Genomic DNA, 14,902 nt, shown 5'->3' with positions numbered 1-14,902 from the left:
CCCAACCTACAAAGATTCACGGCTGAATTGAAAACAGCCCCTAAAACCAGCCAAAGGAACTGCCATGTCACAACATTCATTTCAGCCACGTCCATACGACGAAAACAGCCGCGTCTGGCATAACGATCACAAACCACAATTCAACCTGATGGGCTGCATTTGCTTCATATTGTTTTTGGCAAGTTGCTTTTGGGTCATCCGCGCGATAGATAAATCCCCACGGGCATTCATCTGGTTTCTGCTGTTTATGTATTTCCTGCTATGGCTATGCTCGCGTCCCGTCAAACGTCCCCGTAATATTCTCGCCGTTTGCGATAACGAAGGGCTGACCCTTTACGACCACAACGAAACCATCTTGCACCAATGGCGCTGGCAGGACATTGCCAAAATAAACGTCCTTGCCGCCGCCGGACATTCCCGGCTGGCCGTACAAGACCAGGCGGGGAAAAATACCATCATGGACGAAAGCCAATTACCGCCCGACATCATGCCGGAAATCGCCTTTGACGCCATGATGCGCATCCAGGGCGACAATTATCTGACGCAAATACCGCTTCCCCAAATTATCCCCGAAGCGCAAGAAATGACTGCCCTGATCCAGACTGCCCCGGCAACACTGTCTTTAACCAAAGAAGCAGCACCGAACAACAAAACCATTACCCCGCATACCTGGTATATGAATGCCACCGTCGTGCGCGAGGCGAACCACAATATTAACGAGACCGTGGCCATCTTTATGCTGGCGCCCGTGTTTCTATTATTCTTTCGTGATATGGCGCAAGGCGTGGTAGCCGCTTTTGGCATGGCGGTCTGTCTCATTGGGACGCTGTACACCGCATACCATTGCCTCAACATTTACCGGCATATCTTTGGCCGCAGGCGGATGCGCTATTTTGCGCAGGCGGACGAAGTCGCGCTCACGCTCTATCCATTTGCAGAAGACGAATTTCGCATTACCTGGGCGGCAATGCGCACCTGCGAATACATCAAAATTCCCCCCGAACGGACGCCATCATCCTATCTGCTCATTACCGACAAACAGGGCGAAAAATACCGCTTCATGGAAGACAAGCTGGGCAGCGACGAAGTCCTCAGCGAAATCGCCCTTTACGCACAAGCCGTGCTGCGCGGTGAGCCTGCCGCCCTGGAAGCAGAAGACGCGGACGCCCACCCAAAACGGATGGCCTATATTTCCGTATGGCTTTCCCTTTCCGCCCCCTTTGTCTTTATGCTGGCAGTGCTGCTCGATATGGACGGATTCGGTGTTGCGCTATTTATGATATTGGTTCTTTCAGGTATGTCCTCTGCGGACGTGGATTCCTGAAACTCAAAAACCATAGGGATTGTCTTTTCTCCCCGCCTCGGACCATTGCCGGATAACCGCCTCATCTGCCGGATTCCAAAATTCCCACTGTTCAATTTTGCAGAAACGGCTGCCTTTAAGCACCCTGCGGCGTATCGTCCCGTCGGTAAAGCGAACCGTTACTTTACGGAAGCGGATAACTTTTTGATGCTGGCGGACACTTTCCCTGCACCAAAAAGCATTACAGTCGCACTCAAAAGTTTCCCGGTTCAGACGGAACAAATAAATATCCTCATATCTAACTTTGAATTTTGATTCCATAATTTCCCTTGCGACCAGTTCAACTTCTATCGGCTCGCCATCTTTCAGCGGCAAATGCAATGGTGCGCCATAGTTATAATCGTATTTGACGTCGCCATCGACAAAAAGATAAGCCACTATAAAGATGGAAAAAGCGACCCAAAACCAGATAAAAAATCCGCCCGCAGCGTCATTAAATTTCATGCTATCCCCTGTCGTTTGTTTTCCGGCATTATAGTACGGATGGGCATCCGACAAGCATTATTCGTACAGCAAGAGAGAAGCCGCCCGAGCCATTCATTACCACGGGCGGTTACGACGCAAGCGTCTAACCGCCCCTACGCCTTGTTTTCTGGATTGGCATAAATGGCCGACCTGCGTTTGCTGCTTCGTGAGGATTGCTATATCCTGAGAGCCTGCCTTTTTCTTTGGGAAAGGCCGCGACATTCCAGGATACGCCATAAATCTGTTATAAGGAACCGCCATGCCACAACCTTCCTTTCAGCCCCGGATATATGCTGCCGACAGTCATGTGTGGTATGGCGAACCCCCTTCAGCCGGAAAGCGTGGTTGCGCATTCACCATTTTATTACTTATCGCGATTATCTGGCGGGACAGCATTCACCACGAAATCGCCAAGACAGCGGTCATCTTTTTCCTGTTAGCCTTTTTGGTTTGGGTTTTACTTCCCGGCATCTCGACGGGGCATCCCTTGGCAGTTTGCGACATAGAAGGACTAACCTTTTCCTGCGGCAAAAAAATACGCTATCAATGGCGCTGGCAAGACTTGAAAAAAGTAAGCGTCATTTCTGCGTCAGGCAAACCGTTTATTATCGTCCACGATATTCAGGGGCAAGCGATAACGGTACGCATGGGAAGACTCTCGTTAAACAGCTTGCGGGAAATAGCGGCAGTAGCGGCAAACCGGCTGGCGGCTAACGGTCTGTCGCCTGTAAATACCATTACCGCCGCCCCGCTTTTCCCGGCGGGAAAAACATACACGCCCGCAGCAGAAAATAACGTGCTGCCACCATTCATTCCGGCGGAAACTATTACCTCGCATATTTGGTATATGAATGCCTTACTGGTGCGTACCGCCAATGCGTATCTTGCGATGTCGATGGATATCTTCATAATAGCGCACGTTTTCTTGCTGATCAGCTGGGAATTGTTGCGCGGCTTGGCTTCCATTATCGGCGTATTGATTTGTCTGGTTAGCATGGGGCGGACGGCATGGTATTGCGGCTGGATTTATTATCATTTTTTCGGCCGCAACCGCATCCGTATCTTTGCCGAAGCCGATAATGATGCGCTGTCGCTCTATCCGCTGGGTGAGCCGGTCTTTCGTATGCAGTGGGCAGAAATGGCCGCCTGCGAATATGTCGCCGCCGGGGCGGATGACAAGACTTCATCCGCGCTGCTGATTACCGCCCGGGACGGGGCGCAATATGTCATCAGCAGCGACAATCTGGGCGACGATGAAATGCTGGATGAAATCGCCGCTTACACACAGGCGGTTTTGCGTGGCAAGCCGCTGGTATTACCCAAAGAAGCGGCAGACGCGCATCCGCAGCGCGCATCTTATCTAGCCGCATGGCTCAATATTCTGAAACCGTTTGTCTTTATCGCGCTGGCCGCCCTGAATATGCTCGGAGCCGCTATGCTGCTTTACTTTATTTTATTTTTTGTCGGTATGCTGATGCAGTATGAGGAGCGCTGATGTTTATTACCGTTGCGGCGGACTTTCGTCTGCCCACGCCCTGAATTTGGCTTCATCCGCCGCATCCCAAAATTCCCAGGAGTCTATCTGGCAAAAGCGGGTGCCTTTGGTAATGGTGCGGCGTATGGTGCCTTCGGCGAAACGTATGGCGGCCTTGCGAAAACGGATAATTTTTTGATGCTTGCGCACACCTCCCCTGCACCAATAATGCGCGCAGCGACATTCAAATGATTGCCCTTGCAGGCGGAAAAAGAAAATATCTTCGCTGCGTATGCGATAGCGTGATTCCGGCCAGGATTTTAGGGCGAGCTCTATTTCTATCACTTCACCCGCCTTTTGTGGAAACTGTATCGGGTCGCCATAATTCATATCGATCTTTTCATTGCCATCGTAAGCGGAAATAATGATCAGCAAAAGGATCATCCCTATCAGTATCCAGTTAAGAAAATCTTCAAAAGGATTTTTGAATTTCATGCCAACGCCCTGTCGTTTGTTTTTCGGCATTATAGCCATCCACCGAAAGTTTCAGACAAGGCGCGTCGCCGAAGACAGTACGCTTTTGTACGGCGCGGGTTCCCCTAAAAAATGGCGGAGCCATTTTTTAGAGTGCCCGGTCAGGCGACGCAACACCGTATGAGGCTTTCGGTGGATGGCTATATAGTGCGACGGGCGTCCGGCAAGCATTGGCTTGCGCAGCGAGAAAGAGGCCGCCCGAACTATTGCCACGGGCGGTTACGACGCAAGCGTCTAACCGCCCCTACGCTTTGTTTGATGAATAGGCATAAAAATACCCCGCATGGCGGGGCTTTTTCATTCTGCCAGCGGGATGCAGAGCTCCACCCGCTTTTGCTGTTGCGGGATTTCCGGGCGGGTGTCGTAGTATTCGATGATGACCGGGCGGTGTTCGTCCGCGCGCAGTCCGGCAGCGGGCAGCCATTCGCCGGCGAACCAGTCATAAATGCGGTCAAGGTCGGCATAGGAGCCGCAGTGGTGCAGCACCGCGTAGCGTCCTCCGGCGATGGTGCCTGTTTGCAGCGGCGCGGCGGCGTATGCGGCGGCAACGGTAGCCGCGACGTGTTTTTCCGCGTGGTACGGGTCAATCGCCGGATGGATGCTGAAGGAGCGCGCGCGGGTGGTATCCGCGCCGCGCAGGCGCAGCAGGCTTTCCAACTGGTAGAAGGTGTCGCCCAAACGCTGGCATTCGCCGGGGTGGGCGAGCATGACCACGGCAACCGGCGCGCGGGTTTCAAGCCGTACCGGATGGCGGGACAGCGGGCGGGCGCGGTATTGCTGCGGCGAGAAGCCGTATTCGTCGCGAAAGCTGCGCGCAAAGGACTGGGCGTTGCTGTAACCGCATTCGCGCGCGATGTCGGCGAAGGGTTTGTCGGTGTAGGCGATGAGCCAGGCGGCGCGGTGCAGCCGCATCCATTTGACGGTGGTATGCAGGGTTTCGCCCATGAGGTCGCGATAGACGCGGTGCCAGTGCCAGGGCGAGTAGTTGGCGGCGTCGGCGATGTGGCGCAGGTCGATGGCGTCGGTGTAGTGGCTTTGCAGGTAGCGCAGTGCGCGGATGAAGCGCTGTTCGTGCGGGTGATGGTTTTTCATGGTTTTCATGATACGGCGGCACGATGGACTTTTTTTGCGATTTTAGTAGCGCCGCGTCTGCGCTTCGCGGTAGGCGTCCGCCCAATGTTGCAGCTTCGCCTGTGCGCCCGCGTCGGCGTATTCGCCTTTTTCAATCAGTAAATCCACGCACCACAGCCGCGGCAGGAAGACGGGGCTGTCCGGCGCCACGCCTTGCAGTGCGCAGGCATACGCCCAGGTGAGCATCCCGTTGCGGCTGGTGCAAAGGCTGGTGGACGGCGACGGATGTTCGCCGACGGCTTGCAGCCAGCCGGGCTGGTTGTGCAGCGCCAGCCAGAGTTGTTGGACGTATTGCGAGGGTTGGGCGACCGGGGCATCGCACTGGCGGCGGATGATGAGCCAGTCGCGCAGTGCTTCGCCCAGCGCGGTTTTTTGCGCGTCGGTCAGGGTGTCGTCGCGCAGCAGCGGGTCTTGCCAGACGCTGTCGGGGATGCGCGCACGCAGGATTTTGGCGTAAACGGGGTCGGTTTTGCCACGGGCAAAGAGGCGGTAGAGGTATGCCGCCGCGGCGATGATGGCGAGGCTGAAGAGTATCTTGCCGCCCGCGCCGCCTTTACCGAGCCAAACGGTCAGCAGTAGCAGCAGGGTGATGAAGCAGGCGGCGGCCAGTTTGAGTTCGGGCGCGGTGCCTTGCGGGTGGCGGGTAGTGAGGCGGCGCGGGGCGGTGAGGCCAAGCAGGGCGTGATTCATGGGGATTCCTTCGGGTGAATGCTGGAAGGCGACCGCCCCGGATAAGCGATTGCGGCGCTATCACCGCCGGGGCAGCCGGGGCGATAACGCCGATGATAGGGGAATGGCGACGGCTTTGCGAGCGTCAGGCTTCAGCCGAGCAGGCTGGCATCGACTGCTTTGCCACCGGTGATTTTCGGGTTGAAGCGGTGCAGCTCATTGAGGAATTGCAGGATTTCGTCGCCGATGTCTTTCGCCGGGATGGCACAGAGGGCGGAGTGCGGGAAGGCGCGCTCCAGCGCGGGTACGGGCGCGGGCATGTAGTTGGCGGCGATTTCTGCGGCGCTTTTGCCGTTGTTCGCCACCCAGTCCACCGCCGCGAGCAGGTCTTTGTCGAGTGCGGCGAGGAAGTCGGCGTGTTCTTTGGCGGCCGTCTCGGACACCATCAGCCCCGCCTGGGCGATGCCGCCTTTGGCGGTGTTAAAGGTTTCGCTCCAGATTTTGTCGAGGGCAAAGCTGCGCTCCACGTTCACGCCTTCTTGTTTGCCTTTGAGGATGGAGGCGCTCGCCAGCGGTTCGGGCAGGAGCGCGTGCGGGTAGTCTTTTTGCAGGAAGAGGGTGACGGCCTCGGGCGGGGTGGCGGTGTAGGTGATGCGGTTTTCGAGGTTGAGGCCGTATTTTTTCGCGAGGATTTGCAGGACGATGTCCGGCATGTCGTTTTTAAACGGCATGACGAGTTTCTGCCCGGCAAGACCGGTGAGGTCGCTGATGGTGCCGCTTTTGCTCATCACCGCGAGCAGGCCGCGCGTCATGATGTTGTGCAACAGCACTGGCTGCCCTTGCGCGCGCAGGTTGGCGGCGACGTAGCTCGGCACAATGCTGATTTCGATGCTTTTGTTCAAGAGGCCGGCGCGCAGTTGATCGGGGCTTTGCCAGCTTTTCACGGCAAACGGGCGGATTTTGCGCGCTTCGCCCATCTCGGCAGCGACCGCCAGCAATACGGTCGGGGTGACGGGCGGCCCCCACAGGGTGAAGGGTTCGGCGGCGTGCAGCGGCAGGGCACTGGCAGCGGCTGCGGCGGCGCTGATTTGCAGGAAGCGGCGGCGGGTGAGGTTACGGGTCATGGTGTTCTCCGGTTGTAAGTGAGGGGTAGATTTACATACAGGGTAGCGGGGTTGGTGTATGTAAATGGGTGGGCGTGGTTGTTCGGATTTTGTCGCGCTGCGGGTGGTTTGCTGCCCCCACCCCAGCCCTCCCCCACGGGGGAGGGGGCAGAGCGGCGGTTGTTTGGGCTTTTGTTCATGTTTTCGTATTTGTGTGCTGTTTCTTCGCTACCTGTTTTACATACACGTTGAGCGCTCAGGTGTATGTAAATGGATGGGGTTGGGTGGGGCTGTTCGCTTGTCGTTTTGTACTTCAGCGGTGTGTTCGCGGGCGCTCCCCCCACCCCAGCCCTCCCCCGCTGCGGACGCTGCGCGTCCTGCGAGGGAGGGGGCTGTTCGGCGGCAGTTCGGCTTTTGTTCACGTTTTCGCATTTGTGTGCTGTTTCTTCGCTACCTGATTTACATACACCTTGAGTGCTCAGTTCGTAGGTTGGGTTAGCGAGGAACGAGCGACTGGAACAGCTCGCGCAGCGACAAGTATTGCTCGCGCAGCGAGAGAGACCCAAAAAACCGAATGCCGAACATATCCCGTTGTTGGGTTACGGCTACGCCTAACCCAACCTGCAAGGCTGTAGAGGCGGTTAGACGCTTGTGTCGTAACCGCCCGCAAGGTTTTTTACGGGCGGTTACGCTCGTTCCTCACTAACCGCCCCTACTTTTTGTGGTCAGAAATTGAAGCTGAAGCCGAGCCAGTAGGTGCGTTCCGGGGCGGCGACGGCGGCAGGGCTGAGCGAGGCGACGTGCGGCTGTTCGTTATGGGCGTGGTATTTGCGGTCAAGGAGGTTGTCGATGCCGACGCTGACGGCGAAGCGGTCGCGGGTTTGCAGGCTGGCGTAGAGGTTCACCGTGGCGTAGCTCTGGTAGTGCAGCGGGTTGTCGATGCCAAGGCCTTTGGTTTTGTCGCTGTCCAGCCGCGTGTTTTTGTGGGCGTAGTGCAGGTTGGCGCCGATGTTGTAGCTGCCGAAGGGGGCGTAGTCCTGCCAGTCCAGCGCACAATCGGCGGTGAGCGGGCGGATGTTGTACAGCGGGCGGTCGTCGCCGTTGTTTTCGCCGTATTGGTAGCGCACTTTGCCGCGCGTGGCGAGTTTTTGCGTCAGGCTTTTTGCCGCGCTGATTTCGGCGCCGATGAGGGTGGCGCGGGTGTTGCGGCTGATAACGTTGCCGTCGTCGCGGCGGATGCCGTTTTGGCCGCGTGCGCGGTCGTAGGTGATGAAGTTGCGCACTTTGTCGTAGTCGGCGGCGGCTTCGATTTGCCAGGCGCCGGCGACGTCGCCGTTGCGCACTTTGCCGTATTCGCGCCAGCCGTCGCCCTGCCAGCTGCCGCTGACGGCGATGCGGTTGTGCCGTTCGGGTTTGAGGTAGGGGTTGCCGATCCAGCCCATGCCGTTTTGGCCGGGGAGCGAGGTGAAGCGTTCGGGGTTGTCCGGCTGGCGGATGAGGCTGTCCACGCCAAGGCGGTATTTTTGTCGCTCGTCGGGCTGGTACTGGTAGGCGAGTGCCGCGCCAACGCCGCCGGTGGTGCGTTTGCCATTCAGCGCTTTGCCGTAATACTGCTGCCAGAGCTGGTTCGGCGCGGGGAAGTTTTGGTTGCCGATTTGTGAGGCGCTGTTTTTCTTTTTCGGGTCGGCGGTGAGGCGGTCGTAGCTGATGCCGCCGCTCAGTTGGTGCTGCGGGGTGATGTTCCAGTAGTGGTCGTAGTAGAGGTGGTAGTGGTCGCTGTGGATGTCGGCGAAGCGGTAGGCGTTGCGCCGCGCGCCCTGCGGGGTGATGGCGTAGCGTTCGGCGTTGTGGCTGTCGCGGCCATAGTGCAGGCCGATGTGCGAGCGCTGTTCGCCGTACTGGATGCGGTAGTCGGCGTCAAGGTCGGTTTTGCTGCGCTCTACTTCCATTTTGACGCGCGGCTGGCCTTGCGCGGGGGTGCGCAGTTTGTAGTTGTTGGCGGTGCGGTCGAGTTCGATGTGGCGCGCGTTGAGGTTGAAGGTGTTGCTTTGGTCCTGTGCGCCGAGGCGGGCGCTGGCGTTGACCACGATGCGTTGGGTTTTGACCGCGTCCATTTGGTGCTGCGGCTGTTTGTCGTCGCGGATGTTGTCGCGCACGACGCCAAGGCGGTATTCCTGCTGCGCGTTGGGGACGACGCCAAGCATCGCCATTTCACCGTCGCGCGTGTAGCCGGCATGGACGCGCTTGCCGCTGCCATCTTTGTAATCGCCCATGTGCAGGCGGTAGGCCTGCACCGCGCCGTAGAGATTGCTGCCGCGCTGGCGGTAGAGGATTCGCTCCTGATCGCCGATGCCGCCAACGCGGGCTTCGGCTTGCAGCGGGCGGGTGGTGTTGGTACTGACGTTTTGTGCGGCGGACGGGTTCGTCCACGGACGGCGGTAGTCGTACTGGTTTTCCAGCGGCTGGCCAAATTCGGTCTGCGGGGTGATGACCGGCGGCGGCGCGAAGTCGTATTGCGGGCGGTAAGCGTTGGCGGTGGCGAGGTCGGTTTTTTCTTCGGCGTGGGCGACGGCTACGGCGAGCAGTGGCAGGAGGCAGGGCAGTGTTGGCTTCATTACGGGTTCCTTGTCGGCTGGTAAGGTTGCGTAGATGATAAGCCTTCTTCTTTGGCTTTACATTGACGTGTGTCTAGCCTGACGATGCGGTGCACACTCGCCCCTGCTGTTGCGTTTGGCACCCCACCCAAATAACGAAAAACCCCGCTACTGCGGGGTTTGGGGGTCAGAACGGGATGTCATCGTCGAAGTTGTCCTGGTCAATGGTGGGGCCGCCAAAGCCGCCGTTGTTGTTCTGCGGCGGCACGGGCTTGTTCGGCGTCGCAGGTTGTTGCGGACGGTTGCCGCCGGGCGCGCCGTAGTCCTGGTTGTAGTCGTCATAGCCGCCACCCTGGTCGTAGCCGCCTTGCTGGCCGCCGTAGTTGTTGCGATTGTTGTTGTAGCCACCGCCGCCGAAGCTGCCTTCACCGCCGCTGCGGCTGTCCAAGAACTGGATGCTGTCGGCGATGATTTCGGTGGTGTAGCGCTGCTGGCCGCTTTGGTCGGTCCATTTGCGGGTTTGCAGTTTGCCTTCAACGTAGAGTTTGCTGCCTTTGCGCGTGTACTGGCCGATGATTTCGGCGGTTTTGCGGTAGGCGACAACGCGGTGCCATTCGGTGCGTTCGCGTTTTTCGCCGGTGTTTTTGTCGTTCCAGGTTTCCGAGGTCGCGATGGAGATGTTCGCGACCGGCTCGCCGTTGGGCATATAGCGCATATCCGGGTCGTTGCCCAGGTTGCCGATGAGTATGACTTTATTGACGCCTGCCATGTGTTTCCTCGTGTGTAATGTGTGATTAAGGCTCGTTTGCGCCGCGTAGTGTAGCGGTTTTGCCCATCTTCAGCAAAATGAGCGCGGCGGCGGCGCTGGCGATGGCGAGCGCGGTGAGTACCACGCCGGGGCTTTGGTTTTGCCAGAGGCGGCCACCGATGGCACCACCACTGAAGCTGCCGATGAACTGTGCGCTGCTGTAGATGCCCATCGCCTTGCCCCGGCTGTCCGGCGCGGCATTTTGCGCGACCCAGTGCGGCAGGCCGGTTTCCAAGCGGTAGAAGGCGATGAAATAGACGGTGAGCGCGGCGAGCAGCCAGGCGGTGTGGGCGATAGGGACGGCGAGCAGCGCGGCACCGGCGGCGAGGATAAGGAAATTGATGCCGAAGGTGAGCGGATGCGGCTGGTTTTTCGGGCGCATGAAGGCGAGCGCGATGAGGTTGGCGGGCAGGTAGAGCCACCAGTGGTACACTTTTTCGATGCCGCCTGCAACCAGTAGCGGCGGCAGCACGAGGAAGGTGGCGGTAAAGATGGCGTGCAGGGTGAAGATGGTGGCGGCGGCCTGGTAAACGGGTTTGGCGTTGTACTGCGCGCCGCTGGTGGTCGGGCGGGCGACGGCGGGCAGGCGCAGGCTGGCGGCAAGCGCGGCGGCGGCCAAGAGGGCAATCAGGGCAAAGAGTCCGGCAACGCCGACCCAGTTCGCCAGCAGCGGGCCGAGGATGAGCGAGAGGACGAAGGCGATGCCGATGCTCGCGCCGAGTATTGCCATCGTCTTGCCGAGTTTTTCCGGCGGGGTGATGTCGGTGGCATACGCCAACGCGACGGCGGCAATCGCCCCCATGCCCTGCACCGCACGCGCGGCAATCATCATATATATGTCGCTGGCACACGCCGCCAGCAGGCTGCCCGCGACAAAGAGGGCGAGACCGCCCGCGATGACCGGTTTGCGCCCGTAGCGGTCGGAGAGCCAGCCGCAGGGGATTTGCAACAGCCCCTGACTGAGCCCATAGATGCCAAGCGCGATACCGACCAGGGTTTTGTTCGCCCCCGCCAGCTCGTTCGCATACAGGCTGAACACGGGAAAAATCATGAACAGGCCGAGCATCCGCGTGATGTAAATGGCGGTGAGGGCGGCAACGCCGCGTTGCCAGCGCGACTGGCTCATGCGGCGTCCTGACTGGCGAGGAGTTCGCGAATCATGCGCGCGGTGGCGTAGCGCCCGGCATCGCCCTGCAACCACGGCAGCACGCTGCCCGCGCCGTCGTAACAGGCGAATTGCAGCACATCATCATCGCCCTGCAACAGCAGGCGGATTTCGCCGTCGGCATCGCGGAATAGCGCCTCAACGTGGTCATGCCCCGCTTCGAGCGCGTCCGCCATTTGCGCCAAATCGGCGAGACTGTCATGGCGGGCGGGGTCGGCGGCGAAGCGGTACTGGCCGAAGCCGTAAATCAGCTCAAAAGTGAGTGCGTCCGCCGCGCGTGCGACCACGGCGAGCGCAAGCGGGCGGGAAAAATTCATGAAATGTTGCCCGGCGGGGCTGGCGTCTTGATAGGGCATGGGGAAATCCTTACGGTACAATGCGCGCTCATTTTACCCCGGAGAAACCCGTATGGACTGGAATAAATTGGGCGCGGTCGCCATTGGCGCCTACTTCATCTATATGTTTTACCGCATGGTCAAAACCGGCGGCTACAAGGCGTTGATGGAGCGCTCCCGCAACGCGCCGCAGCACTGGGGCACCTTTGCCTTCCTCATGGCGATGGTGGTGCTGTTCGTCATCTTCCTCATCAAAATGTGATGCTGATTGACATCGGCTGCAACCTCGCAAGCCCCCGCCTGTTGCCGCACGTCGGGCGCATCCTCGCGGACGCGCGGCGCGCGGGCGTCACCCGGCAAATCATCACCGGCAGCGACGCCGCCAGCAACGAAACCGCGCTGGCGCTCGCCAACCACTACAGCGAACTCTACGCCACCGCCGGTTTCCACCCGCACCACGCCAACGAATGGCAGGCACCGTCGCACCGCCTGCTGCTGCAAACCCTCGCCCGTGAGCCGCGCTGCGTCGCCGTCGGCGAAATGGGGCTGGACTACTTCCGCAACCTCGCCCTGCCCGCGAACCAGCGCCGCTGCTTCGCCGACCAGCTGGCGATTGCCAAAACCGTCCAAAAACCCGTCTTCCTGCACGAACGCGACGCCTTCGCCGACTTCAGCGCCATCCTGGGCGAAGCGCTGCCGGAACTCGCGGGTGCGGTCTGGCACTGCTTCACCGGCACCCGCGAGCAAATGGAGGCGATGGCAGCGCGCGGCGTGTACTTCGGCATCACCGGCTGGATATGCGACCCCGCGCGCGGCGCGGCATTGCGCGACACCGTGCGCCACATTCCGGACGACCGCCTGATGCTGGAAAGCGACGCGCCGTACCTCACCCCGAAAACGCTGAACCCGCTGCCGCGCGTAAACGAACCGCAGTACCTGCCGGAAGTGCTGCGCGTTGTCGCCGAATGTCGCGGACAAAATGAGGCAGACGTCGCCCGCCTGACGACGGAAAACGCGCGACGGTTTTTCGGGATTGACTGAATACCGGCCTGCACCCATTCACTCCCGCCCCCTGTGGGGGAGGGTCGGGGTGGGGTTTATCGCGACACGCACGGTATTCTTGCAGCAGGCAGTAGCGGCTTCAAAAAACCCCTCACCAAATAAATTCTTGGAATCACCCCATGCCCTTCACCCCGGAACAACAAACCGCGCTGCTTGCCGAAAAAGGCATCGGCAAAACCGTGCTGCAACGCCTCGCACAAATGGGACTGGACGACGTGGCAGCGCTCGCCAACGCCGACCTCGAAGAAGTGCTGTCGCTTGGCGCGCTGCTCACCGGCAGCAGTTGCTGGAAAAACAGCCCGCAATCCCGCGCGGCGATTGCCACCGCCATTGCCTGGGCGCAGCGGCAATGATGCAAGTTGCGGCGCTCACTTGCCGCACAATCATAAAAAACCGCCGCATCTCGCGGCGGTTCTATCGTTTGTCATACAGGCGCGACGGCTTCCGCCTCCGCCGGTTTTGGCGGCATTTTCAGCGCCAGCCATTTCATATAGCCGCGTTCGTCCAGCTCCTTGATGGTGATTTCGTAGCCGTCCAGGTCGAGGCGGTCGCCTGCAACCGGCACATCGCCGAACCGTTCGCGGAAGAGTTCCCCCAACGTGCGGTCGGCGTCTTCTTCGCGCAGGTTTAATTGATGCGCCTTGGCCAGTTCGCCAATGCGCACATACGGCTTGACTTCAATTTCGCCATAAAATTCCTGCTCGCTTTCGCTTTGCTTGCTGCTGGCGAATTGCTCGGCAAATTCATTGCCCCGGTCTTCCGGGAAAACATACCAGGCGACATCGCCTTTTTTCATTTGGGAATTCATGCCGACTTTCATGATGGCGCCGTCGCGGATAAGGGCAAAGAGACGGGCATTGGCAAATTGTTTCAGGCGGGTCAGGGCATAGGGGTGGCTGCGCTCTGCCTTGGAATTTTCGGCAACGCGGAAGGATTGCAGTTGCAGCGTCAGTTTGTCGGTCAGCCAGATTTCATCGCTCGATAGCGGTTCCGGGCGCGGCGGTAAATCGACTTTCAGTTTGCGCGCCATAAAGCCGAGAGTCGTTCCCTGAATCAGCAGCGAGAAAATGACGACGGAAAAGATGACGTCAAAAATGAGTTGGGAATTGGGAATACCCTCCATCAGCGGCATCATCGCCAGGGTAATGGGTACCGCACCGCGCAGGCCAACCCAACTGATATACGCCATTTCCCGTTTGCCATAGGGAAAGAATACCAGCGAAGTGAATACGGCAATGGGGCGCGCGACCAAAATGAGGCAGGCGGCAATAATCAGCGCATAGAATCCTTTTTCAAAGAGACGGCTCGGCGTCACCAACAAACCGAGAACGAGGAACATGGATGCCTGCGCCAACCAGGCGAGGCCGTCCATGACATTGAGCATAGGCTCATTGGCGCGCCCGCGCGAATTGCCGACGAGAATACCGGCGAGATAGACGGCGAGGAATCCGCTACCGCCAAAAAGATTGGTAAAGGCGAAAAGCATCAGCCCGCCGGATGCAATTAAAAGCGCATATAATCCTTCCGCAAGTTCAATACGGCGCAAGAGCCAGGCGAGCCCTTTTCCCGCCAACCAGCCGAATAACAATCCGAGGCAGAGTTGCTGCAGCAACATCACAATAAAGGAAAGGACACTGGCATTCTCCGGCTGGTTCAGCATGGTAATCATCGCCGTCACCAAAAAAATGGCAGTCGGGTCGTTCGCGCCGCTTTCCAGTTCCAAAGTCGAGAGAATGCGCGAATTTAAGCGGACGCCGCTACTGCGCAATAATGAAAATACCGCGGCGGCATCAGTCGAGCCGACAATGGCCGCCATCAAAAAGCCCAATTGCCAACTGACGTTTAGGAAATAAGTGGTAAAGAGACCAAGCACCAATACCGTCGCCAAAACGCCCCAACTGGCGAGTACCGCCGCCGGTTTGAGCGAGATGCGCAGGCTGGCGGTGCTGGTGCGCAGGCCGCCGTCGAGCAGGATGATGGCTAGAGCCAACTGCCCGACGAGGTTCGCCGCAAGGAAATTACTGAACTGGATGCCGCCGATGCCTTCCTCGCCGGCGAGCATCCCCACGCCGAGGAATACCAGCAACAGCGGCATCCCGATGTAAGCCGAGAGACGGGTGGCTACTATGCTGATAAAAAAGAGAAAGGCGAAAATCAGGAACATCAGGTTCATACTTTCCATAAGCGGTTTTCCTCAAG

The 14,902-nt window shown here is 58.9% G+C and carries 15 protein-coding genes; 5 read left to right on the top strand and 10 right to left on the bottom strand.

The features are described from left to right. Positions 1-64 precede the first annotated feature (64 nt). Positions 65-1,324, top strand: coding sequence for a hypothetical protein (locus ACO54Z_RS02665; RefSeq protein WP_485995628.1), 1,260 nt, complete (start codon positions 65-67; stop codon positions 1,322-1,324). 3 nt (positions 1,325-1,327) lie between these two features. Here ACO54Z_RS02665 and ACO54Z_RS02660 read toward each other — a convergent pair whose 3' ends face one another. Beyond that, positions 1,328-1,807, bottom strand: a complete 480-nt coding sequence (locus ACO54Z_RS02660; protein WP_485995627.1) for a hypothetical protein — start codon at positions 1,805-1,807, stop codon at positions 1,328-1,330. A 280-nt stretch (positions 1,808-2,087) separates the two neighbouring features. On the opposite strand from ACO54Z_RS02660, the gene ACO54Z_RS02655 reads away from it, so the two are divergent. Further along, complete coding sequence (locus ACO54Z_RS02655) at positions 2,088-3,323, top strand: hypothetical protein (RefSeq protein WP_485995626.1); 1,236 nt, start codon at positions 2,088-2,090, stop codon at positions 3,321-3,323. Positions 3,324-3,329: 6 nt separating this feature from the next. On the opposite strand, the gene ACO54Z_RS02650 is transcribed toward ACO54Z_RS02655, so the two are convergent. The 8 genes from ACO54Z_RS02650 to ACO54Z_RS02615 form a co-directional block, all read right to left on the bottom strand. Beyond that, positions 3,330-3,797: a hypothetical protein gene (locus ACO54Z_RS02650; protein WP_485995625.1), complete on the bottom strand. Its 468-nt coding sequence runs from the start codon at positions 3,795-3,797 to the stop codon at positions 3,330-3,332. 336 nt (positions 3,798-4,133) lie between these two features. Beyond that, positions 4,134-4,928: an AraC family transcriptional regulator gene (locus ACO54Z_RS02645; RefSeq protein ID WP_485995624.1), complete on the bottom strand. Its 795-nt coding sequence runs from the start codon at positions 4,926-4,928 to the stop codon at positions 4,134-4,136. A 42-nt stretch (positions 4,929-4,970) separates the two neighbouring features. Further along, positions 4,971-5,657: a hypothetical protein gene (locus ACO54Z_RS02640; RefSeq protein WP_485995623.1), complete on the bottom strand. Its 687-nt coding sequence runs from the start codon at positions 5,655-5,657 to the stop codon at positions 4,971-4,973. A 131-nt stretch (positions 5,658-5,788) separates the two neighbouring features. Continuing rightward, positions 5,789-6,760, bottom strand: coding sequence for an ABC transporter substrate-binding protein (locus tag ACO54Z_RS02635; RefSeq protein ID WP_485995622.1), 972 nt, complete (start codon positions 6,758-6,760; stop codon positions 5,789-5,791). Positions 6,761-7,464: 704 nt separating this feature from the next. Next, positions 7,465-9,354 (bottom strand): TonB-dependent receptor domain-containing protein, encoded by a 1,890-nt coding sequence (locus ACO54Z_RS02630; RefSeq protein WP_485995621.1) that lies wholly within the window; start codon positions 9,352-9,354, stop codon positions 7,465-7,467. 166 nt (positions 9,355-9,520) lie between these two features. Further along, entirely contained in the window at positions 9,521-10,102 is a 582-nt protein-coding gene (gene ssb, locus ACO54Z_RS02625; protein WP_485995620.1) for a single-stranded DNA-binding protein, read from the bottom strand. Between the two features lie 25 nt (positions 10,103-10,127). After that, positions 10,128-11,267 carry an MFS transporter gene (locus ACO54Z_RS02620; protein WP_485995619.1) on the bottom strand — a complete coding sequence of 380 codons (1,140 nt, stop codon included), beginning with the start codon at positions 11,265-11,267 and terminating at the stop codon, positions 10,128-10,130. Beyond that, positions 11,264-11,662 (bottom strand): hypothetical protein, encoded by a 399-nt coding sequence (locus ACO54Z_RS02615; protein WP_485995618.1) that lies wholly within the window; start codon positions 11,660-11,662, stop codon positions 11,264-11,266. Before ACO54Z_RS02615 ends, ACO54Z_RS02620 begins: the two co-directional genes overlap by 4 nt. Positions 11,663-11,714: 52 nt before the next feature. On the opposite strand from ACO54Z_RS02615, the gene ACO54Z_RS02610 reads away from it, so the two are divergent. The 3 genes from ACO54Z_RS02610 to ACO54Z_RS02600 all read left to right on the top strand — a co-directional run bounded on the left by ACO54Z_RS02610 (position 11,715) and on the right by ACO54Z_RS02600 (position 13,056). Beyond that, a complete protein-coding gene (locus ACO54Z_RS02610) occupies positions 11,715-11,903 on the top strand; it encodes a hypothetical protein (protein WP_485995617.1) in 189 nt (62 codons plus the stop codon). Beyond that, positions 11,903-12,682 (top strand): TatD family hydrolase, encoded by a 780-nt coding sequence (locus ACO54Z_RS02605; protein WP_485995616.1) that lies wholly within the window; start codon positions 11,903-11,905, stop codon positions 12,680-12,682. The genes ACO54Z_RS02610 and ACO54Z_RS02605 overlap by 1 nt, the downstream gene beginning before the upstream one ends. A 140-nt stretch (positions 12,683-12,822) precedes the next feature. Further along, entirely contained in the window at positions 12,823-13,056 is a 234-nt protein-coding gene (locus ACO54Z_RS02600; protein ID WP_485995615.1) for a recombinase RecA, read from the top strand. 71 nt (positions 13,057-13,127) lie between these two features. Here the strand turns inward: ACO54Z_RS02600 and ACO54Z_RS02595 are convergent, their stop codons facing one another. After that, entirely contained in the window at positions 13,128-14,885 is a 1,758-nt protein-coding gene (locus tag ACO54Z_RS02595; protein ID WP_485995614.1) for a potassium/proton antiporter, read from the bottom strand. Positions 14,886-14,902: the final 17 nt, after the last annotated feature.

It is taken from the genome of Cardiobacterium sp., from assembly GCF_057314735.1.
The sequence above is the reverse complement of the archived record's forward strand: the minus strand, read 5'-3'. Positions and strand labels throughout refer to the sequence as shown.

What these genes read in the sequence shown, in the direction of transcription:
- ACO54Z_RS02615 (WP_485995618.1), bottom strand. Translation starts at nt 11,662, where the DNA reads ATGCCCTATCAAGACGCCAGCCCCGCCGGGCAACATTTCATGAATTTT.
- ACO54Z_RS02610 (WP_485995617.1), top strand. Translation starts at nt 11,715, where the DNA reads ATGGACTGGAATAAATTGGGCGCGGTCGCCATTGGCGCCTACTTCATC.
- ACO54Z_RS02660 (WP_485995627.1), bottom strand. Translation starts at nt 1,807, where the DNA reads ATGAAATTTAATGACGCTGCGGGCGGATTTTTTATCTGGTTTTGGGTC.
- ACO54Z_RS02645 (WP_485995624.1), bottom strand. Translation starts at nt 4,928, where the DNA reads ATGAAAAACCATCACCCGCACGAACAGCGCTTCATCCGCGCACTGCGC.
- ACO54Z_RS02630 (WP_485995621.1), bottom strand. Translation starts at nt 9,354, where the DNA reads ATGAAGCCAACACTGCCCTGCCTCCTGCCACTGCTCGCCGTAGCCGTC.
- ACO54Z_RS02640 (WP_485995623.1), bottom strand. Translation starts at nt 5,657, where the DNA reads ATGAATCACGCCCTGCTTGGCCTCACCGCCCCGCGCCGCCTCACTACC.
- ACO54Z_RS02635 (WP_485995622.1), bottom strand. Translation starts at nt 6,760, where the DNA reads ATGACCCGTAACCTCACCCGCCGCCGCTTCCTGCAAATCAGCGCCGCC.
- ACO54Z_RS02595 (WP_485995614.1), bottom strand. Translation starts at nt 14,885, where the DNA reads ATGGAAAGTATGAACCTGATGTTCCTGATTTTCGCCTTTCTCTTTTTT.
- ACO54Z_RS02600 (WP_485995615.1), top strand. Translation starts at nt 12,823, where the DNA reads ATGCCCTTCACCCCGGAACAACAAACCGCGCTGCTTGCCGAAAAAGGC.
- ACO54Z_RS02620 (WP_485995619.1), bottom strand. Translation starts at nt 11,267, where the DNA reads ATGAGCCAGTCGCGCTGGCAACGCGGCGTTGCCGCCCTCACCGCCATT.
- ssb (WP_485995620.1), bottom strand. Translation starts at nt 10,102, where the DNA reads ATGGCAGGCGTCAATAAAGTCATACTCATCGGCAACCTGGGCAACGAC.
- ACO54Z_RS02665 (WP_485995628.1), top strand. Translation starts at nt 65, where the DNA reads ATGTCACAACATTCATTTCAGCCACGTCCATACGACGAAAACAGCCGC.
- ACO54Z_RS02655 (WP_485995626.1), top strand. Translation starts at nt 2,088, where the DNA reads ATGCCACAACCTTCCTTTCAGCCCCGGATATATGCTGCCGACAGTCAT.
- ACO54Z_RS02650 (WP_485995625.1), bottom strand. Translation starts at nt 3,797, where the DNA reads ATGAAATTCAAAAATCCTTTTGAAGATTTTCTTAACTGGATACTGATA.
- ACO54Z_RS02605 (WP_485995616.1), top strand. Translation starts at nt 11,903, where the DNA reads ATGCTGATTGACATCGGCTGCAACCTCGCAAGCCCCCGCCTGTTGCCG.